Origin of the sequence: Streptomyces sp. ICC1 (genome assembly GCF_003287935.1) — a bacterium.
Taxonomy (GTDB): Bacteria; Actinomycetota; Actinomycetes; order Streptomycetales; family Streptomycetaceae; genus Streptomyces; species Streptomyces tritrimontium.
On the sequence record NZ_CP030287.1, the window covers coordinates 738,897 to 762,090 of the forward strand.

Annotated in this window: 22 protein-coding genes and 2 pseudogenes; 11 read left to right on the top strand and 13 right to left on the bottom strand. The window is 72.7% G+C overall.

Annotated elements, in window-relative coordinates; all coding sequences use genetic code 11:
* Positions 1-43: 43 nt before the first annotated feature.
* The 6 genes from DRB96_RS03470 to DRB96_RS03495 all read right to left on the bottom strand — a co-directional run bounded on the left by DRB96_RS03470 (position 44) and on the right by DRB96_RS03495 (position 7,427).
* The gene (locus tag DRB96_RS03470; RefSeq protein WP_112446705.1) at positions 44-583 is read right to left on the bottom strand and encodes a bacterial proteasome activator family protein; all 540 of its coding nucleotides are present in this window, start codon (positions 581-583) and stop codon (positions 44-46) included.
* Between the two features lie 128 nt (positions 584-711).
* Positions 712-3,564, bottom strand: coding sequence for an ABC transporter permease (locus DRB96_RS03475; RefSeq protein WP_112446706.1), 2,853 nt, complete (start codon positions 3,562-3,564; stop codon positions 712-714).
* On the bottom strand, positions 3,561-4,292 hold the full coding sequence (locus DRB96_RS03480; protein WP_112446707.1) for an ABC transporter ATP-binding protein: 732 nt from the start codon (positions 4,290-4,292) through the stop codon (positions 3,561-3,563). Before DRB96_RS03480 ends, DRB96_RS03475 begins: the two co-directional genes overlap by 4 nt.
* Positions 4,293-4,324: 32 nt before the next feature.
* Positions 4,325-5,020 (bottom strand): PadR family transcriptional regulator, encoded by a 696-nt coding sequence (locus DRB96_RS03485; protein WP_112446708.1) that lies wholly within the window; start codon positions 5,018-5,020, stop codon positions 4,325-4,327.
* 142 nt (positions 5,021-5,162) lie between these two features.
* Entirely contained in the window at positions 5,163-5,663 is a 501-nt protein-coding gene (locus tag DRB96_RS03490; protein ID WP_162688628.1) for a hypothetical protein, read from the bottom strand.
* A gap of 90 nt (positions 5,664-5,753) precedes the next feature.
* Positions 5,754-7,427 (bottom strand): Stk1 family PASTA domain-containing Ser/Thr kinase, encoded by a 1,674-nt coding sequence (locus DRB96_RS03495; RefSeq protein WP_112446710.1) that lies wholly within the window; start codon positions 7,425-7,427, stop codon positions 5,754-5,756.
* A gap of 262 nt (positions 7,428-7,689) precedes the next feature.
* On the opposite strand from DRB96_RS03495, the gene DRB96_RS03500 reads away from it, so the two are divergent.
* Complete coding sequence (locus DRB96_RS03500) at positions 7,690-9,219, top strand: protein kinase (protein WP_112446711.1); 1,530 nt, start codon at positions 7,690-7,692, stop codon at positions 9,217-9,219.
* A gap of 79 nt (positions 9,220-9,298) precedes the next feature.
* Here the strand turns inward: DRB96_RS03500 and DRB96_RS03505 are convergent, their stop codons facing one another.
* Together DRB96_RS03505 and DRB96_RS03510 are read right to left on the bottom strand one after the other, a co-directional pair.
* On the bottom strand, positions 9,299-9,715 hold the full coding sequence (locus tag DRB96_RS03505) for a pyridoxamine 5'-phosphate oxidase family protein (protein WP_112446712.1): 417 nt from the start codon (positions 9,713-9,715) through the stop codon (positions 9,299-9,301).
* A 173-nt stretch (positions 9,716-9,888) separates the two neighbouring features.
* Positions 9,889-10,560, bottom strand: a complete 672-nt coding sequence (locus DRB96_RS03510; protein WP_112446713.1) for a response regulator transcription factor — start codon at positions 10,558-10,560, stop codon at positions 9,889-9,891.
* A 567-nt stretch (positions 10,561-11,127) separates the two neighbouring features.
* Between DRB96_RS03510 and pdhA the strand changes: the two genes are divergently transcribed.
* From pdhA to DRB96_RS03535, 5 genes are all read left to right on the top strand, one after another.
* A complete protein-coding gene (gene pdhA, locus DRB96_RS03515) occupies positions 11,128-12,336 on the top strand; it encodes a pyruvate dehydrogenase (acetyl-transferring) E1 component subunit alpha (RefSeq protein ID WP_112446714.1) in 1,209 nt (402 codons plus the stop codon).
* Between the two features lie 5 nt (positions 12,337-12,341).
* Complete coding sequence (locus DRB96_RS03520; protein ID WP_112446715.1) at positions 12,342-13,322, top strand: alpha-ketoacid dehydrogenase subunit beta; 981 nt, start codon at positions 12,342-12,344, stop codon at positions 13,320-13,322.
* Positions 13,323-13,351: 29 nt separating this feature from the next.
* Entirely contained in the window at positions 13,352-14,791 is a 1,440-nt protein-coding gene (locus DRB96_RS03525) for a dihydrolipoamide acetyltransferase family protein (protein ID WP_112453184.1), read from the top strand.
* Positions 14,792-14,911: 120 nt separating this feature from the next.
* A complete protein-coding gene (locus DRB96_RS03530; RefSeq protein WP_112446716.1) occupies positions 14,912-15,844 on the top strand; it encodes a GNAT family N-acetyltransferase in 933 nt (310 codons plus the stop codon).
* 100 nt (positions 15,845-15,944) lie between these two features.
* Positions 15,945-16,694 (top strand): hypothetical protein, encoded by a 750-nt coding sequence (locus tag DRB96_RS03535; RefSeq protein WP_112446717.1) that lies wholly within the window; start codon positions 15,945-15,947, stop codon positions 16,692-16,694.
* 34 nt (positions 16,695-16,728) lie between these two features.
* Here the strand turns inward: DRB96_RS03535 and DRB96_RS03540 are convergent, their stop codons facing one another.
* Entirely contained in the window at positions 16,729-17,139 is a 411-nt protein-coding gene (locus DRB96_RS03540; RefSeq protein WP_112453185.1) for a PPOX class F420-dependent oxidoreductase, read from the bottom strand.
* A 62-nt stretch (positions 17,140-17,201) separates the two neighbouring features.
* Complete coding sequence (locus DRB96_RS03545; protein ID WP_343234502.1) at positions 17,202-18,164, bottom strand: DUF1266 domain-containing protein; 963 nt, start codon at positions 18,162-18,164, stop codon at positions 17,202-17,204.
* Positions 18,165-18,223: 59 nt separating this feature from the next.
* Here DRB96_RS03545 and DRB96_RS42655 point away from each other — a divergent pair, with 59 nt between their 5' ends.
* Together DRB96_RS42655 and DRB96_RS03555 are read left to right on the top strand one after the other, a co-directional pair.
* Positions 18,224-18,931: a helix-turn-helix domain-containing protein gene (locus DRB96_RS42655; RefSeq protein ID WP_239517701.1), complete on the top strand. Its 708-nt coding sequence runs from the start codon at positions 18,224-18,226 to the stop codon at positions 18,929-18,931.
* Positions 18,932-18,993: 62 nt separating this feature from the next.
* Positions 18,994-19,260, top strand: a pseudogene (locus DRB96_RS03555) (molybdopterin-dependent oxidoreductase); the annotation flags it as partial.
* 7 nt (positions 19,261-19,267) lie between these two features.
* Here DRB96_RS03555 and DRB96_RS03560 read toward each other — a convergent pair.
* Positions 19,268-19,468: pseudogene (locus DRB96_RS03560) on the bottom strand (TOBE domain-containing protein); the annotation flags it as partial.
* A 254-nt stretch (positions 19,469-19,722) separates the two neighbouring features.
* Between DRB96_RS03560 and DRB96_RS03565 the strand changes: the two are divergent.
* On the top strand, positions 19,723-20,070 hold the full coding sequence (locus tag DRB96_RS03565; RefSeq protein ID WP_112446719.1) for a DoxX family protein: 348 nt from the start codon (positions 19,723-19,725) through the stop codon (positions 20,068-20,070).
* Between the two features lie 95 nt (positions 20,071-20,165).
* On the opposite strand, the gene DRB96_RS03570 is transcribed toward DRB96_RS03565, so the two are convergent.
* Positions 20,166-20,978, bottom strand: a complete 813-nt coding sequence (locus DRB96_RS03570; RefSeq protein WP_112446720.1) for a VOC family protein — start codon at positions 20,976-20,978, stop codon at positions 20,166-20,168.
* A gap of 98 nt (positions 20,979-21,076) precedes the next feature.
* Here DRB96_RS03570 and DRB96_RS03575 point away from each other — a divergent pair, with 98 nt between their 5' ends.
* The gene (locus tag DRB96_RS03575; RefSeq protein WP_112446721.1) at positions 21,077-21,682 is read left to right on the top strand and encodes an HhH-GPD-type base excision DNA repair protein; all 606 of its coding nucleotides are present in this window, start codon (positions 21,077-21,079) and stop codon (positions 21,680-21,682) included.
* 150 nt (positions 21,683-21,832) lie between these two features.
* Entirely contained in the window at positions 21,833-22,309 is a 477-nt protein-coding gene (locus DRB96_RS03580) for a cupin domain-containing protein (RefSeq protein WP_112446722.1), read from the top strand.
* On the opposite strand, the gene opcA is transcribed toward DRB96_RS03580, so the two are convergent.
* Positions 22,255-23,190: a glucose-6-phosphate dehydrogenase assembly protein OpcA gene (gene opcA / locus DRB96_RS03585; RefSeq protein ID WP_112446723.1), complete on the bottom strand. Its 936-nt coding sequence runs from the start codon at positions 23,188-23,190 to the stop codon at positions 22,255-22,257. The two genes, DRB96_RS03580 and opcA, sit on opposite strands and share 55 nt — an antisense overlap.
* Between the last annotated feature and the right edge of the window lie 4 nt (positions 23,191-23,194).

Consider the following 23,194-nt stretch of genomic DNA (forward strand, 5'->3'; position numbering starts at 1 on the left):
TACGGGCCTGAGGTACGGGCCTGCAGGGGTGAGAGGTACGGGCCTAGAGATACGGGCCCGAGCGGACCGCGCCGTGCGGGCCGTCCTCGTCGTCCTCGTGGGAGGAGCCGGGGGGCAGGGCGCGGCGCATCTGCTCCAGTTGGGCCCGCGCCGCCATCTGCTGCGCGAACAGGGCCGTCTGGATGCCGTGGAACAGGCCCTCCAGCCAGCCCACCAACTGGGCCTGGGCGATCCGCAGTTCCGCCTCGGAGGGGATCGCCTCCTCGGTGAAGGGCAGGGAGAGCCGCTCCAGTTCCTCGACGAGCTCGGGAGCCAGACCGTCCTCCAGCTCCTTCACCGATGCCGCGTGGATGTCCTTGAGACGGACCCGGCTGGCCTCGTCCAGAGGTGCGGCGCGTACCTCTTCCAGGAGTTGCTTGATCATGCTGCCGATCCGCATGACCTTGGCGGGCTGTTCGACCATCTCCGTCACCGGGACCTCGCGCGACTCGTCATCGGCGCCGCCGACCGGCATCCCGTCCTGCCCCACGATCAGGCCGTGCGGGGGGCTGTCCTGCGACCGTTCACTCCTCGGCATCTCCATGCCGTCATTCTCTCGCACACCTTCGTACTCACACGGTGTGCCCCCGCACAGGCGTGATCCACCCTGTGCGGGGGCACCAATGCGCCGCCGTGTACCACCTGTGCGGGAGCGCGGGGAGCCGCCGGCCGTCAGACCTCGCGCCGGGCCAGCGCCCCGCTCGAACGGGTGACCAGGGCGGCCAGCAGGGCCGCGCCCAGCGGGACCGCGACCAGCAGACCGGCCAGCGTGGCCCACGGCACCGCGATCGGCATGTAGGGGACGGTCTCGGAGGCCGCCGTGTAGCCGTTCTCGATGCCCGTGCGGATCATGTCGGCCGCGGCCCGCCGCTCGGTGAGCCGCAGTCCGACCGCGGGCAGGATGCCGGCCGCCGAGCCGAGGACGACGCCCATCAGGGCGACCACCCCGCACTGGAAGCCGCTGAGCGTGCGCCGCACCCGCGGCGGTGCGCCGACCGCCGCCAGGGTCTTCAGATCGCCCTCGGCGTCCGCCTGGGCCAGTCCGGTGGCGATGCCGGCCGCGCCGATGGTGACCAGGCCCGCGAAGACGGTCAGGGCGAGCATGGCGAGGCTGTCGTTGCCCTCGTAGCCCTTCTCGATCCGTACGGACGCGTCCAGGCCCATCTTGTCCAGGGACCCGTCCAGCCGCTGCCGCTGCTCGGAGCTCGCGCCCCCGTCGAGGGTGAAGTACGAGCCGAAGGGTGCGGTTTCGATGGCGGCGCCCTTCGCGGCCGAGGCCGGGAGCACCAGCTCCAGGCCGTAGCCCTTCGCCGACTCGGGCGCCTGGTACGCGGCGAACACCTTGTCCTGGCCGGGCGCCGGCTCGCCGGGGGCGTACCCCCCGACCGGCTCGTCACGGCCCATGATCAGCCGGACGGTGACCTTGTCGGCGAGCACGTTCTGCTTCTTGAAGGAGACGGCCTTGCCCGCCTTCAGCGCGGCCACCGCGCCCGGGTCCTCGACGGCCAGGACGGAGAGCAGCTTCTCGTCCGCGACGACCAGGGGTGCCCGGATGCCGAAGGGCTCGTCCGCGCACCGCCAGTCGTTGCGCAGTTCCCTGCGCTGTTCCGGGGTGAAGGAGCTGGGGCCGTTCTCCGCCGTGTAGAGCGGGCAGCGCTGCTCCTTCGGGATGATGATCTCGGCCCGCCCGCAGTCCGGGCTGGAGGAGTACGAGGAGCAGCCCGGCCTGCCGACGACGAGGCGGTCCACATCGGCCCGCACGTTGACCGGGAGTTCCTTCGACAGGAGCTCGCGCATCGAGGTGACGTCGCGGAACGCGGAGTTCTCGTTGGTCTCGATCAGCCCGGCCCCGTAGGGCAGATGGGCGCTGTACTCGGCGCGCGCCTGCACGTCCTTGCTGTGCTGGTACGTGGCCACCGCGACGGTGCCGGCGACGGCGGCGAGCACGGCGGCCACGGCCGGAGCCGTACGCCCCCGGTTGCGGACGGCGTCGCGCAGCGCGAGCCGGGGCGACAGCGGCAGCCAGCGCCCGGCGCGCCCGAACATGCCGACCAGGGTGGGGGTGAGGGCGACGACGCCGAGCTCGGCGATGGCGCTGCCGCCGGCGACGACGGTGGAGCCCATCTTGGACACGGAGCCGAACAGGGCGATGGCCGCGCCGCCCGCGATGGCGAGCAGGCCGAGGACGGGCAGCACCCGGTTGGCCCGGCGCACGCCGCGGCGGCCGGTGAGGGAGGCGAGCACGGTCTGCCGGGAGGCGTTGACGGCCGGGACGATGGCGGCCAGCAGCCCGGTCAGGACGGCGAGCAGGCCGATGGCGAGGAGTTCCAGCGGGCGGACGTCGAAGCCGCCGAAGCGCTGGCCGATCGTGTCTTCCAGCACGGGCCGGAGCCCGATGGTCAGGGCCACGCCGATGACGGTGCCGGTGACGGCGGCCGCGGCGCCGATGACGAGGCCGCCGGAGAGCACGATGGCGCGGATGTGCCGCCGGTCGCCGCCGTTGGCGCCGACGAGGCCGAGCTGGCGGCGCGAGCGCCGGGCGCCCACCGCGAAGGCGGGTCCGGCCAGCAGGCAGATCTCCAGCATGGCCAGGCCGACGACGGTGGAGAGGATGGCGAGTTCGGTGGCGCTGACGAATCCGCCGGGGTTCCAGCGGTCGCCGGGCTGCTCCGTGTAGAGCGGCACCTCGGAGTCGGCCGGCGGGTTGATCAGCACGACCCGCGATTCGATGAGCAGCTGCTTGGCGTTGGCCTGCTTGACCATGTCCCAGGTGAAGCCGGCGCCGCCCACCTTCACGAGGTGGCTGTCCTGGGCGCGCAGTCCCTGGCCGCCGGCGGCCTTCAGGTCCCGGTCGAGCGGGGCGAGCAGGGTGCCGGGAGGGGCGAGCAGCTGCGGCTGGTTCAGGGCGTCGGGCAGCTCGTAGGCGCCCACGATCTTGTACGAGGTGGTCGACTCGCGCGGGGTGACGCTGGAGCCGACGAAGTAGCCGGACTCCTCCAGGAAGGCGGTGGTGGCGAGGATCTCGCCCGCCGCTTGCGGCAGCCGGCCGCGCTCCAGCGTCCACAGGCCCTTGACCAGCGGGTTCGCCGCGTCGGTCTCCCGCAGCTCGGTCTCCAGGATCCCGAACCGGGTGCGGACCTTGCCGTAGGACTTGCTGTCCTTGACGGACTGGGCTCCGGCGGGGAGTTCGGGCGTGGGCTTGGCGAGCTCGTCCCGGTTGCCGCCGGCGCTCCGCTCGTACTTGTCGTATCCGCCGACCGGGGCGTAGCTCTGGGCGTCGGGACTCTGGTAGATGGCCGCGCCCATCTCGGAGTCGGTCACCTTGGCGTCGGCGGCGCCGAGCACGCGCTCCACGCGCTGCTCGGGGGAGAGCTGGGAGCTGCGCACGGTGAGGTCGACGGCGCTCACGCCGACGATCGGCAGGGCGATCATGGCCAGCACGAGGGAGCTGCGGCCCTTGGAGCGCCAGGCGTCGCGGCGGGCTATCCGGATGGCCGCGATCCAGGAGTGGTACGAGGAGATCACTGAGCGGCCGCCTGCCCGGTGAGCAGGGAGTCGGCGTGGCTGCGCAGGGTCTCGTCGACGACGCTGCCGTCGCGCAGGAACACCACGCGGTCGGCCCAGGCCGCGAAGCGCGGCTCGTGCGTGACGAGGATGCCGGCCGCGCCGGCCTCGCAGCGCGAGCGCAGCAGGGCGAGTACGGATTCCCCGGTCTCGGAGTCGAGGGCGCCGGTCGGCTCGTCGGCGAGGACGAGGCGGCGGTCGCCGACCAGGGCGCGGGCGATGGCGACGCGCTGCTGCTGGCCGCCGGACATCTCGTCGGGGAAGCGGTCGGCGAGCTGCCCGAGGTTCATCTCCTCCAGGGCCGCCAGTGCGCTGCCGCGGGCCTTGCGGGCGGAGACGCCGTCGAGTTCGAGCGGCAGGGCGACGTTCTCGGCCGCGGTGAGGGCCGGGATCAGGTTGTAGTCCTGGAAGACGTAGCCGATGCTGCGGCGGCGCAGGGCGGCGAGCTGCTTGCGGCTGGCGGTGGTGATGTCGGTGCCTTCGACTATCACCTTGCCGCTGCTGGGCTTGTCGAGTCCGCCGGCGAGGGTCAGCAGCGTGGACTTGCCGGACCCGGAGGGGCCCATGACGGCGACGAGTTCGCCGGGGTACACGCTGAGGTCGATCCCGCGCAGGGCGTGCACCTCGGTGGCGCCGCTGCCGTGGGTGCGGACGAGCTTGTCCAGCTGCAATACGGGCTGGTCGGGCATGAAGGTTCCCCCCTGGGAGGTGGAGCGGTGGTTCAGCCCCGCCGCGAGCGGGCGGTACGGGGCGGAGTCCGGTCGGTGGTCGTGGTCGTGGTCGGGGTGGTGGTGGGGACGGCGGTGGCGGCGGCCGGCCGGCCGGGGTCCCGGTGGTCGGGCGGCTCGGCCTCGGCCGGTGCGAGCTCCCGGCCGGCGGCGAGCCGGACGAGCCGGGACTCGCAGTGGTCGAGCCAGCGGGCCTCGGCCTCGGTCTGGAAGATCAGCTGTTCCAGGACCAGCAGCCAGGCGATGTCGTCGCGCTCGCCGCCGCGCCCGGTCTCGATGGCGGTGAGCGCCTGGGCCTTGAGCCGGGTGTAGTCCTGCATGGCCTGGACGGTGGCGTGCCGCTGGGCCTGGATGACGGCGCGGATGTTCACGCCGGGGGCGCCGACGGCCATGGCGAGCTTGATGGCGAGTTCGTCGCGGGGCGGGTTGGCCCGGTCGACGGGGCGCTCGAACCACTCGCGCAGTTCGGACCGCCCGGTCTCGGTGATGGCGTAGAGGGTGTGTCCGGCCGTGTCCTCGCCGCCGGGTGCGACGAGGCCGTCGCGCTCCAGGCGCGCGAGGGTGGTGTACACCTGCCCGACGTTGAGCGGCCAGGTGGAACCGGTGCGTGATTCGAACTCGGTGCGCAGCTGGGAGCCGTACCGGGGGCCCCGTTCCAGCAGGGCGAGAAGGCCGTGGCGGATCGACATACTCAGTATGTATACCGAGTATGCCCGCGGCCGCAACCACCCTGAGACGTAGGTCATGAGGGGGAGGCGGCCGATCCGTACGTCTCGGGAGGGAGGCGCGGCGGTGCGGGGAGGGGCTTCGCGGCCCCGCCGCGGGAAGGCCTCAGCGCCCTCGGCGCAGCCGCATCCCCATGAATCCGAGACCCGTCCCCATCAGGGCGAACCCCGTTCCGAGGGGCCGTATGTGCGCGGCCAGATCGGCGGCGCGCTCGTTCGGCTCGGTGCCGAGCGCGCCGACCACCGCCGCGGAGGGGGCCGGGGGCTCCGGTCGGGCGGGCTCGGTGCGAGGGCGCACCGGGACGGGGCGCGAGACGAGCACGGCCTCGGGGTTGGCGGGCTCGGCCGCCGGCAGCCCGGGCCGCTCCCGGCCGGCTCCGGCGGCGCTTCCGGCGAGCTCCTCGAACGCCTCGCGGGCCGAACCGGCCGCATCGCCCGCATCGGCCGGCGCGGAGGTACGGGCGGAGTGCCCGGCCGTCGCGTGTCCGGACGCCGCGTGTCCGGATGCCGCCCGCGCAGGCGCCGCGTGCGCGGGCGCCGAGACCAGCAGCGTGGCGGTCGCCATCGCTGCCCCGGCGGTCCAGCGCAGCGCGCGGGCGTATGTCACGCACTCAGATTTGCATAACCGGACAAAACCGGCATCCCGTACGGGCTGTACGAGTACGCGGCGCGGGGCGGCGGGCGCCGCCCCGCTCTCTCACTCCGGGTCGCCCGTCGAGATCCACAGGGTGAAGGTGGTGTCCTTCGGGTCGATCGCGGTGCCGCCGGCGGGCTGCTGCTCGATGATCATCCCCTCGCCGTAGACCGCCTCGTCCCGGGGCTTCTCCTCGTACTTCCAGCCGCCGGCCCGGATGCACGCCTTCACCGAGACCTGGTTCAGGTACCGGAAGTCCGGCGCGGTCACCTTGTCCGCCTTGCTGGTGTACTTCGAGGGCTCCTTGCACTTCGACTCGGCGATCGTGCGCGAGAGGTCCGGACCCTTGTGCCCGGCCGGCGCCGAACCGGACGCGGAGTTCGAGGGGTTCGGGCCGGTGTTGGCCTTGTCCTTGGCGCCGCCCAGGTCCAGCGCGTAGAGCAGCCCGCCGACGGCCAGCAGCGCCACCACGACGGCGCCCACCACGACCGGGGTGTTCTTCTTCGCCGGGGCGGAGCCGCCGCCCTGCCCCTGACCGCCCTGCGGCGACACCGAGTACGGCGGCGGGGTCGCGGGCGCGCCGTACGGCTGCGGGGCCGGCGCCTGCGCCTGGTGCTGCGGGTACCCGTACGAGCCCGGCGCGGGCGTCTGCACCGGCGGCGGGGTCGGCGCGTACGCGTACGGCACCGGGGTCTGCGGAGCCTGGTACGGCTGCTGCACCGACGGCGGCGGCGCCTGGAGGGAGGAGTCCACCGGCGGGAACACGGCCGAGCCGAGCCCGGCGCCGCTGTTGGTCGGGTGCGAGCCGGGGACGATGACCGGAGCCCCGGTGTGACCGGCGCCCGCCACCCGCGCGACCTCGTCGAGCATGGCGGCCGCCGTGGGGAAACGCTCGTTCGGGTTCTTCTTCAGGGCCCGCGCCACCAGCGCGTCCATCGCCGGGGTCACCGAGCGGTTGATGGAGGACGGCGCGACCGGGTCCTCCTGCACGTGCGCGTACGCCATGCCCAGCGCCGAGTCCGCGACGAAGGGCACCCGCCCGGTCAGCAGCTCGAAGAGCATGATGCCGACCGAGTAGAGGTCGGAGCGGGCGTCCACGGCCCGGCCGAGCGCCTGCTCGGGGGAGAGGTACTGGGGCGTGCCGACGACCATGCCGGTCTGCGTCATCGAGGTGACCCCCGACTGCATGGCCCGCGCGATGCCGAAGTCCATCACCTTGACCACGCCGCGCCGCGTCATCATGACGTTGCCCGGCTTGATGTCGCGGTGGACCAGCCCCATCTCGTGGCTGCTCTCCAGGGCGGCCAGCACATCGGCCGTCACCTTCAGCGCCTTGTCGGCCGGCATGGCCCCGTACTGGCGCACGTCCCCGTCCAGGACGGAGCCGAGCGGCTGCCCCTCGACGTACTCCATGACGATGTACGGCATGACCGCGCCGTCGTCCCGGCCGGTGCCGGGGAAGGTGACCACGCCCTCGCCGGTGTCGAAGACCGAGACGATGTTCGTGTGCGACAGTTTCGCTACAGCCTGCGCCTCGCGGCGGAAGCGCTCGCGGAAGGACTGCTCGCGCCCGAGCTCGCTGTGCAGCGTCTTGATCGCGACCTGCCGGTCGAGCGCGGAATCGTAGGCGAGGTAGACGGAAGCCATTCCGCCCTCACCGAGCAGATCCCTTAGCTGGTAACGGCCACCGGCCAGAGAGCCGCCCGCGTACTGGCCCTGAGTGCCGTCCTGGCTCATGACTGTTGCTTCCCCTCGGGATGTGTCCCTGCGCCTCTGGCCGAGCGCACGTGGCGCTCAGTCTGCCGGAGGGCACACACACGTCAAGCCGGGTGCCCGTTCCGTGACCACAAGGCCACCCGGGGTCCTTGTCCGGACGGCGACCGGTTGCGAGGCTGTAGCGTTCGTCGGAGCACACGACGAGGACCTACCGCTGAGCGGCGGCCGAGACAGACGACGGCGAGGACTGATGGCACCCGAACCCGATGGAAGCGGCGCCGGGATGGCAGACGGTCCGGAGCACTGGGGCGCGGGCGGCCTGGTGGGAGACGGCCGTTACCGGCTGACCCACCGTCTGGGACGCGGCGGCATGGCCGAGGTGTTCGCCGCCGAGGACGTCCGGCTGGGCCGGACCGTGGCCGTCAAGCTGCTGCGCCCGGACCTCGCAGAGGACCCGGTGTCCAAGGCCCGCTTCACGCGCGAGGCGCAGTCGGTCGCCGGCCTCAACCACCATGCCGTCGTCGCCGTGTACGACTCGGGCGAGGACCGGGTCGGCCCGAGCGTCGTCCCCTACATCGTCATGGAACTGGTCGAGGGCCGCACCATCCGCGACCTGCTGATCAGCGCCGAGGCCCCGGGCCCCGAGCAGGCGCTGATCATCACCTCCGGCGTGCTCGAAGCGCTCGCGTACTCGCACCAGCACGGCATCGTGCACCGGGACATCAAGCCCGCCAACGTGATCATCACGGAGACCGGCGCGGTCAAGGTGATGGACTTCGGCATCGCGCGCGCCCTGCACGGCGTGCAGTCGACGATGACCCAGACCGGCATGGTCATGGGCACCCCGCAGTACCTGTCGCCGGAGCAGGCTCTCGGCAAGGCCGTGGACCACCGCTCCGATCTGTACGCGACGGGCTGCCTGCTCTACGAACTCCTCGCGCTGCGGCCCCCGTTCACCGGGGAGACCCCGTTGTCGGTGGTCTACCAGCACGTCCAGGACGCGCCGATCCCGCCCTCGCAGCTGCCGGAGGGCCACGCGATCCCGCAGGAGCTCGACGGGCTCGTCATGCGCTCGCTGGCCAAGGACCCGGACGACCGGTTCCAGAGCGCCGAGGAGATGCGCGGGCTCGTCCAGTACGCCCTGCAGATGCTGCACGACCAGGGGCCGAACTCCGGGACCTGGAGCACCGGCCCGGTCACGATGGCGCTGCCGCACGGGCGCGGCCCCTCGCAGACCACGGCGATGCCGATGCCCGGCGGCGGCCACGGCCAGCAGCAGTACGGCGCGCACTCCTCGACCTCGCAGTTCCAGCAGGCGATGGTGCCGCCGCTGAACCCGGACGACGGCTCGGCCTTCCCCGGCGGCGGTGGCGGCCAGGGCGGCAACGGCGGCTACGACGGCTACGACGGGTACGACGACCGTTCCGGCGGCCGCTGGAAGCTGTGGCTGTTCGCCGTCCTCGCGGTCCTCGCGGTCGCGGGCGGCGTGGCGTACGCGGTCAACGGCCTCGGCGGCAAGGGCGGGACCTCGGACACGCCCCCGCCCGTCGTCTCCTCCTCATCGAGCAGCGGGTCGAGCAGCCCCACCCCGGAGAACACCCCGTCGCGGACCCCGGAGACCTCGCACTCGTACGACAACTCGCCGACGCCGAGCCGCAGCAAGTACACGCCGAGCTCGTCGCCGTCCACCACCCCGTCGCCGTCGCCGACCCCCACGCCGACGCCGACCCCGAGCCCGTCGAAGACGCCGAAGCCGACGCCGACCCCGACGCCGACGCCGACCCCCGAGGGGCGCGGCGTCGACCAGGACTGAGCCGCGCCGCTCACCCTGAGTCATGGAGAAAGGCCCGGCGGAATTCCGCCGGGCCTTTCTCCGCTCGGGACCAAAGTCCTCAGAGCGCGTGCTGGTACTGCCGGTCCAGGTTCCCCGCGAGCGTGTGCACGGTGACGAGCTGGGGTTCGATGCGCATGTAGACCGGGTCGAACACCGCGCCGTCCACGAAATGCGGACCGGGGCCGAAGAGTTCCAGTTCGGCGGTGGTGGGTTCGACGATGTTCGCGGTCCCCGTGAACTGCACCGACCACAACCGGGCCTCGGCGGTGTTGAAGTTGTCGGCGCCGTAGGAGACCACACTGCCGTTGCAGGCGTGGTGGTAGCCGAATCCGGCGTGCATTCTCAGGACTACCTTGCCGTTCACCACGATGTGGCGGGCGACAGCGAGGAAGGGCAGCGCGCGCATGCTGGTGGCCACTCGGCCGTACGGCACCCGGCGCAGCAGTTCGGTGGCGTGGAGTTCCTCTGGGGACATGTCACCCACTTTCCGGTACCGACACGGTGCCGGAAAAGAGGAGCCCGCCCCGCACATCGGGGACGTTGGTCCCGAATCAAACGGAACGCCCCGTGGAATGACACGGCCACGGGGCGTCACGCTGCGTTGCGGGAAAGGGTGCCGATCAGCCGGTGCCGGTCAGCCGGTGCCGGTCAGTGCCGCTTCTCGGCCTGCAGGCGGGCCACGAACGCGGCGGCCTGGGAGCGGCGCTCCATGCCCAGCTTGGAGAGCAGGCTGGAGACGTAGTTCTTGATGGTCTTCTCGGCCAGGTGCAGGCGCTCGCCGATCACGCGGTTGGTCAGGCCCTCGCCGATCAGGTCGAGGATCTTGCGCTCCTGCTCGGTGAGGTTGGAGAGCCGGTCGTCGCCCTTGCCGTTCTTGCCGTCGCGCAGCCGCTCCAGCACGCGGGCCGTGGCGACGGGGTCCAGCAGCGACTTGCCGGCCGCGACGTCCCGTACGGCGTTGAGCAGCTCATTGCCGCGGATCGCCTTCAGCACGTAGCCCGAGGCACCGGCCATGATCGCGTCGAAGAGCGCCTCGTCATCGGCGAACGAGGTCAGCATCAGGCACTTGATGTCCTCGTTCTGCGAGCGGACCTCGCGGCAGACCTCCACGCCGCTGCCGTCCGGCAGCCGGACGTCGAGGACGGCCACGTCGGGGCGGGTGGCGGGGATGCGGACCAGTGCGTCGGCGGCCGTCCCGGCCTCGCCGACGACCTCGATGTCGGATTCCATCGACAGCAGCTCGTGCACGCCCCGACGCACCACTTCGTGGTCGTCCAGGAGGAAAACCTTGATCTTTGCCTGACCGTCTTGTGCGCTCATCGACTACCCGTCCGAGTGGTTGTGCGTCCCCGGATGACCACCGGCGGAGACTCAGCAGAAAAGAGCCGTCCGTGTCAAGAACAGGGCTCCTTTCTGCGTCCATCCTAGCGGCGAAGTGTTCCAAGGCGCGCTTTTGCGGGCGGAGCGGGCGCAATCGGAGCAAGCAGACATGTCGCCGCCGCCGGGCCCGGCGGCGGCACCGCGCCAGCACGACGGGGCGGCGCGCACGCGTCGTACAAGGGGTCGAGGATTCAAACACTCAAACCCTTCCCTGCCGGTGAAGGCCGGGATAACGTGCCGTTGTTCCGGCCCCCTGCAAGGCTGTGACCAGTGGTTGTTCCCGCTTCCGCGGATTTACTTGGAAATCCAAGCAAAATCGCAGGTCAAACGGGGTTTCGCAGTTATGCGACGCACTGGGTAACGTGCATTGCGCAGGGCACTCGCCGGGGCACCTGTCACGCCTGAATCCCACACCCGAAGCGCACCCACCCCGTGCGCGGGCAGAGATGCAGGTGAGCCGCACTGGACCCCGGAGAACCCGGGTGCCGGACCGACGGAGGAGCAATCGTGACCGTGGAGAGCACTGCCGCGCGCAAGCCGCGACGCAGCAGCGGCACCAAGCGGCCGGCCGGCGCGGCAAGCGCCGCCAAGCCCGCCGCTGCCACCGCGAAGACGCATGACGCCGAGCCCCAGCTCGTACAGCTGCTGACGCCCGAGGGCGAACGGCGCGAGGTCGCGGACCATCCCGACATCGCCGAATTCGCACCCTACGTCGCCGACATCACCACCGAGGACCTGCGCGGTCTCTACCGCGACATGGTCATGACCCGCCGCTTCGACGGCGAGGCGACCGCCCTGCAGCGCCAGGGCGAGCTGGGCCTGTGGGCCTCGCTCCTGGGCCAGGAGGCGGCGCAGATCGGCTCCGGCCGGGCGCTGCGCGACGACGACTACGTCTTCCCGACCTACCGCGAGCACGGCGTGGCCTGGTGCCGCGGGGTCGACCCGACGAACCTCCTCGGCATGTTCCGCGGTGTGAACCACGGTGGCTGGGACCCGACCACCAACAACTTCCACCTGTACACGATCGTCATCGGCTCCCAGACGCTGCACGCGACCGGGTACGCGATGGGCGTGGCCAAGGACGGCGCCGACTCGGCCGTCATCGCCTACTTCGGCGACGGCGCGTCCAGCCAGGGCGACGTCGCGGAAGCCTTCACCTTCTCGGCCGTCTACAACTCGCCCGTGGTGTTCTTCTGCCAGAACAACCAGTGGGCGATCTCCGAGCCCACCGAGCGCCAGATGCGCGTACCGCTCTACCAGCGCGCACAGGGCTTCGGCTTCCCGGGCGTCCGCGTGGACGGCAACGACGTACTGGCCTGCCTCGCGGTGACGCGGTGGGCGCTGGAGCGGGCCCGCCGGGGCGAGGGGCCCACGCTGGTCGAGGCGTTCACGTACCGCATGGGCGCGCACACCACCTCCGACGACCCGACGAAGTACCGGCGCGACGAGGAGACGGCGGCCTGGGAGGCCAAGGACCCGATCCTGCGCCTGAAGGCCCACCTGCTGGCCACCGGAGGCGCCGACGAGGCGTACTTCGAGCAGCTGGAGGTGGAGAGCGAGGCGCTGGGCAAGCGGGTGCGCGAGGTCGTGCGCTCGATGCCCGACCCCGACACCATGGCGATCTTCGAGAACGTCTACGCGGACGGGCACGCGCTCGTCGACGAGGAGCGCGCGCAGTTCGCCGCTTACATCGCGTCCTTCGAAGGCGGGGAGTGACCGTCATGGCCGTACAGAAGCTCACCATCGCGAAGGCGCTCAACGACTCGCTGCGCAAGGCCCTGGAAGAGGACCCGAAGGTCCTGATCATGGGCGAGGACGTCGGCAAGCTGGGCGGCGTCTTCCGCATCACCGACGGACTGCAGAAGGACTTCGGCGAGGAGCGGGTCATCGACACCCCGCTCGCCGAGTCGGGCATCGTCGGCACCGCGATCGGCCTGGCCCTGCGCGGGTACCGGCCGGTCGTGGAGATCCAGTTCGACGGCTTCGTCTTCCCGGCGTACGACCAGATCGTCACGCAGCTCGCCAAGATGCACGCGCGCTCGCTCGGCACCATCAAGATGCCGGTCGTCATCCGCATCCCGTACGCCGGCGGCATCGGCGCGGTCGAGCACCACTCGGAGTCTCCGGAGACGCTGTTCGCGCACGTCCCGGGCCTGAAGGTGGTCTCGCCGTCCAACGCGAGCGACGCCTACTGGATGCTTCAGCAGGCCATCCTCAGCGACGACCCGGTGATCTTCTTCGAGCCGAAGCGGCGCTACTGGGACAAGGGCGAGGTCGATGTCGAGGCCATCCCGGACGCGCTGCACGGCGCGCGGGTGGCCCGCACCGGCACGGACATCACCCTGGCGGCCTACGGGCCGATGGTGAAGGTCTGCCTGGAGGCCGCCGCGGCCGCCGCCGAGGAGGGCAAGTCGGTGGAGGTCGTGGACCTGCGCTCGATGTCCCCGATCGACTTCGACACGCTGCAGGCCTCCGTGGAGCGCACGCGCCGCCTCGTCGTCGTGCACGAGGCGCCGGTGTTCCTCGGCGTGGGCTCGGAGATCGCCGCCCGCATCACGGAGCGGTGCTTCTACCACCTGGAGGCGCCCGTGCTGCGGGTGGGCGGCTACCACGCCCCGTATCCGCCGGCCCGCCTGGAGGACGAGTACCTGCCGGGCCTGGACAGGGTGCTCGACGCAGTCGACCGCTCGCTGGCGTACTGAGGAGAGCCGTGACCATCCGCGAATTCAAGATGCCCGATGTGGGCGAGGGCCTCACCGAGGCCGAGATCCTCAAGTGGTACGTCCAGCCCGGTGACACCGTCACCGACGGCCAGGTCGTCTGCGAGGTCGAAACCGCCAAGGCGGCGGTGGAGCTCCCGATCCCCTTCGACGGCGTCGTGCACGCGCTCCTCTTCGAGGAGGGCGTGACGGTCGATGTCGGCCAGGTCATCATCTCCGTGCAGACGGGTCCGGCGGACGAGGCTCCGGCCGCGGCCGTCGCCGCGGCCCCGGTGGCCGCTGCCCCGGTCGCCGCCGAGGCGGAGCCCGAGGCCCCCGCGGCCCGCCAGCCCGTCCTCGTCGGCTACGGGGTCTCCACGGCCTCCACGAAGCGCCGCCCGCGCAAGGCGCCGCAGCCCGCGGTCGCCGCGCGGAACGGCACGGGCGTGGCCCAGGCGGCTCCGGCCGCCGCTGCCCCCGCCGCGCCGGCCGTCGTGGTTCCGGCCGTCGTGCTGCCGGCGCAGAACGGCACCGGATCCGGTGCCAGGGCGCTGGCCAAGCCGCCGGTGCGCAAGCTCGCCAAGGACCTCGGCATCGACCTGGCGGTCGTGGTCCCCACCGGCGACGGCGGCGTCGTGACCCGGGAGGACGTGCACGCGGCGGCCGCCGCGGCCATCGCCCCGCAGGCCCTGGCCCCGGCTCCCGAGGCGCCTCCGGTCCAGGCCCAGGCCCAGGCCCCGGCATCCGCCCCGGCCGAGGCACCCGCGTCCGCGCGGGAGACCCGCATCCCGGTCAAGGGCGTCCGCAAGATCACCGCCCAGGCCATGGTCGGCTCCGCCTTCACCGCGCCCCACGTCACCGAGTTCATCACCTTCGACGTGACCCGCACGATGAAGCTGGTCCAGGAGCTCAAGGCGGACCCGGACCTCGCCGGCCTGCGGATCAACCCGCTGCTGCTGATCGCCAAGGCCGTCCTCGTGGCGGTCCGCCGCAATCCCGAGGTCAACGCTTCGTGGGACGAGGCGGCCCAGGAGATCGTGCTCAAGCACTACGTCAACCTGGGCATCGCCGCGGCCACCCCGCGCGGGCTGATCGTCCCGAACATCAAGGACGCCCACGCCAAGACGCTCCCCGAGCTGTCGACGGCCCTGTCCGAGCTGGTCGCCACCGCCCGCGAGGGCAAGACCTCCCCGGCCGACATGCAGAACGGCACCATCACCCTCACCAACGTCGGCGTCTTCGGCGTCGACACCGGCACGCCCATCCTGAACCCCGGCGAGTCCGCGATCCTCGCGGTCGGCGCGATCAAGCTCCAGCCGTGGGTCCACAAGGGCAAGGTCAAGGCCCGCCAAGTCACCACGCTGGCGCTCTCCTTCGACCACCGCCTCATCGACGGCGAACTCGGCTCCCGCTTCCTCGCGGACATCGCCGCCGTCCTGGAGCACCCCCGCCGTCTGATCACCTGGTCCTGACGGCGAAGGCCGGCCCCGGGCACCCGCCCGGGGCCGGCCTTCCCCTCTGCCCTGCCCCAGACCGCTCTGACGTGCGCAAATGCTGTGGCGGGCGAGCCCGTCCGGTGTGATCATCGGCCCATGCGCTTCCGCTCTGCCACCGCAGACCCCACCGACCTGGACCGCGCCCTCGCCTACCCGGCCGACGGCCCCGTCCCCGCCCTCACCCCCGAGAAGATCCGGGAAGAGCTCGCCGCGCGCCAGATGCGTCCCGAGTGGACCTGGTTCGCCGAGGACGACAACGGCGAGATCCTCGCCCGCGCCCTGTGGTGGGGCCGCGCCGACGGAGAACTGCCGATCGCCCTCGACTGCCTCCAGGTCCGGAGCTCCGCCGCCGATCCGGCCGCCGTCGCCGCCGGGCTGCTCGCCGCCGGGCACGAGGCCTTCGGCAAGGCCCCCGACTACAACATCTCCCTGCCCCGCGACTGGCGCACCGCCCCCGGTGGCCTGGCCGACGCCGTCGCCTGGCGGCAGGAGGCGGCGTACGCCTCCGGGCTGACCCGCGAGATCGAGCGGCTGCGCTTCGAGTGGACCCCGGCCGCCGGAACCGCCGCCCCCACCGGCCGGCTCGTCTTCCGCGAGGGCACGGACGAGGAGTTCCTCGACGCCTTCACCCGCCTCGCGAGCGGCAGTCTGGACCTGCACACGCAGAGCGAGCTGCGCACGATCGACGCCGCGGAACTGGCGCGCGACGACATCGAGTTCTACACCGACTGCCCCGGCGAGCGCTCCTGGTGGCGCCTGGCCCACCTGCCGGACGGCACCCTCGCCGGGATGGCGATCCCGTCGGCGACCCCGTACCACCGCAACGTCGGCTACCTCGGCGTGGTCCCCGAACAGCGCGGCCGCGGGCTGATCGACGAGATCCTCGCCGAGATCACCCGCTTCCACGCCGCCGAGGGCGCCGAGCGCATCACCGCCACCACGGACACCGTGAACGCCCCGATGGCCGCCGCCTTCACCCGCGCCGGCTACGAGATCACCGAGATCCGCCTGGTGCTGGAGCCGTCCTGATGCCGTGACCCCGTCGCGCCGTTCAGGAGGTTGCCCGGTCCGGCACGTCCCCGGCGCCGGGACGCGGTAGCCTCCCCGCCCGGGAGAGGGGTGGGGCAGGGTGTCCATCGCCGAGTTGCAGGTGTACGCCGTCGAGACGGCCGATGCCACGGGTGGCGTGTGCGTGGTGCGGTGCGTCGGCGGTACGGCCCGGGCCGGGCAGGTCTACGCGGCCGGGGAGCTCAGGCTCCGACTGCGCCGGATCGAGCGGTACGGGCGCACCGTGGACTTCTGCGACGCGGGGCACACGGCCACGGTCCGCCTCGCGGGCGCCGTGGTCGCGCTGCTCGCGCGGGGGCAGGTGCTGACGTACGTACCTCCGGACGGCCACGCGCTGGCGGAGCTGGAGGCGTGGCTGGCCACCGGGCCGTCGCTGCTGGAGGAACCGCATCCGGGCCCGCTGCGGGCCCTGGCGACCGCCTGGATGCAGGACGACTCCCTGCCCGACGGGGTGCGGCTGCGCTGGGGCCGGATCGTGCTGGCCGCCATCGAGCGGGCCGGCCGGCCGGAGGAACAGCCGTACGTGCGCGGCTACTTGATCCGGTGCTTCGGCCCCGGACCCGCCGGGGACCCCGACCGCGATCCCGCCGCGCTCTGCCGGGACGTGCTGGCCCGCATCGACCTGACCCCGGCCCAGGCGGCCGAGCAGGCCCGCGCCTGGCGGGACCTGCCGCGCCCCGCCATCCTGCGCCTGCGCCGCATCAAGAACCTGATCCCGTGCATGGCCCCGGCCCGCCCGCACCTCGCCGCCACCGACCCGCTGGCGGCGGCGGCCGACGCCTGGACGGCGCTGCGGCCCCGGCTGCCCTAGGCCGTCTCCCGGTGCCGTGACCGGGCCCGGGGCCTCAGCGGGCCGCGTTGCCGAGGACCTTGGACGGGGTCAGGCGCACGACGACCCGTACGTCCTCGGCCGGGGCCTGCGCGTACGCCTTCCCCGCGCCCGGGCCCTCGTACTCCTCCGCGATGCGGACGGCGACGGCCCGGCCGGTGTCCTCGGTGACGCTGGCGGTGCCGCGGATCTCGGCGTAGAGGAAGGGGTTCGCCAGGTCGAAGACGGTCAGGCCGATCCGGGGGTCCCGCGCGATGTTGAGCTCCTTGCGGCGCCCGCGCTGGGTGGAGATCAGGATCTCGTCCCCGTCCCGGGTCACCCACACCACCGAACTCTGCGGGCTGCCGTCGGGGTTCAGGGTCGCCAGCACCGCCGGGTGGGGGGCGTCGAGCAGCTTGCGGACCGTGTCGTTCAGCTCAAGAGTCATGGCGGTCACGGTAGTCGGGGCGTACGGGGTCGGGCCCGGGTTTGCCGGCGCCCCCGGGCCGACTACGGCAAGTCCGGCCGGTCCCGCCACGGGATGTTGCGCCAGGGCCCCGCCGGGTCGGTGGTCAGGGTGAGGTGGGTGGCCAGGGCCCCCGCGTACCACTCCCCGAACTCCTCCTCGTCGAAGTGCAGGCAGCGGCCCAGCGCGTACCCGGCCGAGAACTCCTCCCACGAGCGGTACGTCTCGCGCGCCGCCTCTCCGGCGCGCAGGACCCCGCGCTCGGCGTCGGCCAGGGTGCCGTAGCGGGTGCCCGTGCCCCAGCGGGCCATCTGGGAGGCCCGGCCGTAGTCCCAGCCCTCGACGGAGCGGACCCAGTCCCCTTCGGCGAGCAGCCCGTCGGCGCGGAAGCGCTGCTCGTAGCGGGCGATCCGGCCGATCAGCCGCTGCACGCCCGCGACCTCGCCCTCCACCTCGGCGGTGGGGCGGGGCTCGGCGACGGTGACCCCCTCGGAGGTGAGCTGCGGCTCGGCGGCCCGCTCGGCGCTGCGGCGCAGGGTGGAGGCGGCCGCGTGCCGCCAGTGCTCCACGTCGACGGCGCCGGCGAAGTCGGAGGCCAGGACGCGGCGCACCCGCAGCGCGAACTCCCAGACGGGACTGACGATCTCGGCGGCGAGCATGCGGCGCAGGACGTCGTGCCAGTCCTCGGGGGTGGTGATGCCCCAGGCCTTGCGCAGGCGTTCGCGCTCGCGGGTGTAGCCGTTGCCGTGGTAGGCCAGTGCGTTCCAGAACTCCCCGTTGGACACCGCGAGATGGGCGCCGACGGCGAGTCCGTGCGCGACGGGCCCGTGCAGCGGGCCGCCGGTGTGCAGGGTGTGCACGGAGCCGGCGGCGAGGCCCCAGGCAGGGGCGACGGCGTCCCAGTGCGCACGCCAGCGGGCCCGGTCGGCGGGGGTGGTGGTGAGGTAGGCAGGAAGGCGCCACGGGGGCCGGGCAGCGGGCGGCGGCGCTGGGCCCCGTACTGGCACTGGCCGCGGGGCCGTCCGCCCGGCGGGAGTCCGCGGCCAGCATGGACGCGGCCGGGTAGGTGGTCGTGCACCTGCCGGACGCCCCGGCCCTGGGCGAAGCCAAGTCTCCCGGGGCGCTGCTCGAACGGGCCCGGCAGGGCCGCGAGTCCATCTCCCAGCGCATGCCCGGCGGCTGGATCTGCCTGCAGCCGGTGGTGCTGCCCGTGTGGCCCCCGCTCGCGGCGGAGCCCGCGCCCGAGCACGTACCCGAGCACGTACCCGAGCCGCCGGCCGCACCCGCACCCGCACAGGAGCCGCCCTCCGAGCCCGAGCCCGAGCCCGCGGACGGGCCCCCGCCCGTACGGGAGACCCCCGCGCCGGCCGAGCTGTCTCCGCTGCCCGCCCCGGAGGAGGTCATCCCCTCCCGACGCGCGGCCGCCAAGGCCCTGCTCGGGCGGCTGCGCCGCATCGACCAGCGGCTCCTGCTCGGCGCCCGGGACATCGACCGGCTCGCCGGGGCCGTCGAGGCCTGGCTGGAGCGGGGAGCCAGCCTGGAGGCCGTGACCGTGGCGCTCACCGCCGGCCTGCCCGAGCGGCCCCGCAATCCGGCCGGGCTGGTCGCCTACCGGCTCACCCACCAACTGCCGCCGGTCGCCGAGCCGATCCCGCGCGAGTTCACTCACGCGCGGCCGCACCCGATCCAGACCTGCGATACCTGCGACAAGACCTTCCGCGCCCCCAGACCGGACGACGACTGCCCCTGGTGCGTCGCGAGAGCCGCGGCCTGATCGGAATCTGCCAGGCGGAAACGACGGCATTCCACACAGTTGCGGCTCATATCAAGCTGGCCTTCGACGCCCGCCGCCGCAAGGACCGTTCGCGCTACCTGATCGCGGTGAGCGGCGGGGACGGGCACCACTCGGTGCTCTCCTGGGCCGAGTTGGACGCCGACTTCGGCGGCAGCCCGATGCTGCTGGCGACCCGCCTCGACGGTGAGGACCTCGACGAGGCGGGCGCGCAGCTGGTGGTCCCCTCGGACCGGTGCGGGGCGCGCTACGTCAGCGCGGTCACGCACGTGTGGTTCGGCGCGCTGTCCCCGCCGGAACCGGGTGTGTAGCGGCGGATCAGACGGTCGCGAGGCTGATCTCGGTGGACTTGATCAGCGCGACGACGGGGGAGCCGGCCGCCAGGCCGAGCGCCTCGACGGCGTCCTTGGTGATGGCGGCGGTCAGGCCGCCGCCGTTCACGTCCACCTTGACGGACGCCATGGCGCCGCCGGCGGCCACGTCGACGACGGTGCCGGCGATCTGGTTGCGGATGCTCAGGGTCATGACGGGTTCGACCTCTTACGTGGACGCTCGTACGGCCCGGGTGGAACCGCACGAGATCGACGCCATGTGCCGCCCGGCCGACGTGCGTTCAAGACCTCGCAGCCGCGAGCCGCAACCACTCGGGCGGCTCGCCGATGCGCCCGGAAAAAGAAATTCCCGGGTTCCTGTCACACCTGCCGGGCGGCGCGGGTCAATGCGGTGAGGGGCGAACACAGCGCCCCCGCCCCGCCTTCCGAGGAGCACCTCTCATGAACACCGCCGCCACCGTCGTCGCCGTCCTCGCCGCCGCCATGTCGGGCTTCTCGGGCTACTCGCTGCTGCGCCGCGCCCCGTGGGTCGTGGAGGCAATGGAGGAGTACGGGGTCCCCGCGGCCTGGTGGACCCCCCTCGGCGCGGCGAAGGCCGCCGGAGCCGCGGGCCTGCTGATCGGCCTCTTCGTCCCGTTCATCGCCGTCGCGGCCGGCATCGGTCTGGTCCTCTACTACACCGGAGCCGTGGTCACCGTGATCCGTGCCCGCTCGTACAAGCACATCCCCTTCCCGGTGCTCTACATGGCTCCGGTCATCGCGGCCTTCGCCCTGGGCTTCGCCGCCTGAGCGGCCTCAGCCCCCTCAGCCCCCTCAGCCGCTTGAGCCGCCTGAAGACCGGCCGGGGCACGGCCCGCGCCCCGCCCGGTCTCCTGGCGGGCCCGCTACGCGAACTTCGGCATCTCACCGACCGTCGTCGCCATGTCGATCACCGCGAACGCCGCGCCCTGGGGGTCCGTCAGCGCCGCGAAGCGGCCGAACGGGCTGTCCATCGGGCCGAAGTGGAGCGCGCCGCCGCCGGCCTGGGCCTTCGCGACCGCCTCGTCGCAGTTCGGGACTCCGAAGTAGACCTGGACGTAGGACGGGATCTCCGGCGGGAACTCGTCACCCATGCTCATCCGGCCGAGCACCGGGTTCTCGGCGCCGCCCAGGCTGAAGACCTTGTAGTCCATCCCGGCCATGTCCGGGTCGCTGCCGGCCTCCATCTGCTGCGCGCCGTAGGGGAAGACCTGCGGCAGGAACGCGTCCGGCTTCGCCACGTCGCGCGAGAACACCTCCGCCCACGCGTACGCGCCGTTCTCGCCGAGCTTCTCGAAGCCCTTGTGCTCGCCCGGCTGCCAGACGCCGAAGACCGCGCCGCTCGGCTCCTTGGCGATCGCCATCGTGCCGAAGGCGCCGACCTGCATGGGCTCCATCAGCACCTCCCCGCCCGCCGACTTGATCTTCTCGGCGGTGGCCGCCGCGTCCGGCGAGGCGAAGTAGAGACACCACTGCGACGCCCCCTCCGCCCCCGGCATCGGCGGGACGACGGCCGCGACGGCCTTGCCGTCGGAGTAGGCCTGCGTGTAGTTGCCGTACTCGCTGCTGGACTCGCCGAACGTCCAGCCCAGCACATCGGAGTAGAAGGTCTTCGCGCCCTCCACGTCGGAGAACATCGCGTCCACCCAGCAGGGTGCGCCTTCCGGGAACTCAGCCATGATCGATCGACTCCTGTGTCGCCGTATCTGTCGCTCTCACGCTAGGCGCGGGGTCTGACAACCGCGCGGGGAGCGCCACCGCGCGGGACCCTGGAGGCATGGACAAGGACAAGGACCCGGCCGTCGTCATCCGACTCGCCCAGCAGCCGGAGGCGGACGAGCTGCTCGGCCGCAGCCCGCTCGCCGCGCTCGTCGGGATGCTGCTGGACCAGCAGGTTCCGATGGAATGGGCCTTCTCGGGGCCGTACACGATCGCCCGCCGCCTGGGCTCCGACGATCTGGACGCGCACGCGATCGCCGCCCGGGACCCGGACGCCTTCGCGGCGCTGCTCTCCGAGAAGCCGGCCGTGCACCGCTACCCGGGATCGATGGCGAAACGGGTCCAGCAGTTGTGCGCGTACCTCGTGGAGCACTACGACGGGGACGCGGCGGCCGTGTGGGCCGGCGTGGGGACGGGCGACGAGCTGCTCGGACGGCTCAAGGCGCTGCCCGGCTTCGGGGAGCAGAAGGCCCAGATCTTCCTCGCGCTGCTGGGCAAGCGGTTCGGGGTGCGGCCCAAGGGCTGGCGGGAGGCGGCCGGCGGCTACGGCCCGGCCGGCGTCTACCGGTCGGCGGCCGACATCACGGGGCCGGAGTCGCTGGCCAAGGTGCGGGCGCACAAGCAGGAGGCCAAGGCGGCCGCGAAGGCCGCCAAGGGGGCCTGAGAAGGGGCCTGAGAAGGGGGTCTGAAAAGGGGGCCTGAAACCGGTCAAGAGGGCTCCACCCAAACGGAATTGACTGATCCGGGATCTGGTCCCGCGGTGCTCCCGCTCAGCTCCCGCGCATTGTCAGACCCGGCGCGTAGGATCGTGATCATGACCGAGAACCTGGCCCGCGCCGCCACCGCCGAGACCATCACCGACGGCCCCGGCAGCCTCATCACGCTGCTCACCGACACCCCGGAGCTCACCTGCAACACGGCGACCTTCGAGGTCGGCGCTGCCGGTGCCCCCGTGCACTTCCACACCAAGGCGACCGAGTTCTTCCACGTCACGGAGGGCCGGCTCGACGTCCTCGTGGGCGAGGAGATACACACCCTCGCCAAGGGCGACTTCCTCGCCGTGCCGCCCGGCGTGAAGCACGCCTTCGCCCCGGCCGCGGACAGCACGGCCGAGGTCTTCGTCGGCTTCACCCCGGGCATGGCCCGCTTCGACTACTACCGGCTGCTCGGCCGCGTCCGGGCCGGCGAGGCCACGGTGCAGGACATCATCGACAGCCAGCCCGTCTACGACAACCACTACGCCGAGAGCGACGCCTGGGCCGGCCGCCTGAAGCGCAGCGCCGAAGCGTAGACCTCGTCGGCGTCGAGCCTGCGCAGCTCCTCCGCTATGAGCTCCGCGCTGCTGCGGATCTTCAGCGCCACCTTGCGGTCGGGGCTGCCGGGCAGCAGCAGCGTGGCCAGGACCCCGTTCGGGCGGTCCACCCGGATCTCCCCGCCCGTGGTCTCCAGCCGGACACCGGTGATCACCGGCCCCTCGGTGGCCACGCGCGCCACGGCCACCCCGAGCCGGTCCTCCAGCCAGCGGGCCAGCAGCTCGGCGCTCGCGTTGCCGGGCTCGCTCTCCACCGCCGCGCCCGTCACCGGGAGCGGCTTCTGGTCCAGGGCGGCGGCGAGCAGGGACCGCCAGGGCGTCAGGCGGGTCCAGGCCAGGTCGGTGTCGCCGGGCTCGTAGGCGCCGGCCCGTACGTCGAGCGCCGCGACCGGGTCGACGGCCGCCTCGGCGTCCGTGATCCGCCGCTGCGCGAGGACGCCCAGCGGATCCCGGCCCGGCGCGTCCGGGGCGTCGGCCGGCCACCACGCCACCACCGGGGCGTCCGGCACCAGCAGCGGGAGCACCACGGAGCCCGCGTGCTCGGTGAGCGACCCGTGCAGCCGCAGCAGCACGACCTCTCCGGAACCGGCGTCGGCTCCGACGCGCAGCTCGGCGTCCAGGCGGTTGGGCCGCAGCCGGTGCGAGCCGCGCGCGGTCCGCTTGATCACCGCGATGATCCGGCAGGGGTGCTCGCGCGAGGCCTCGGAGGCGGCCCGGACCGCGTCGTAGGCGTTCTCCTCGTCGGTGGCCACGAGGAGGTTCAGGACGAGCCCCATGGTGGGGCTCCCTATGGCCCGGCGCGCGTCGAGCATGGCCAGGTTGACCTTGCTTGAGGTCGTATCGGTGAGTTCGGTCCGCATGGTC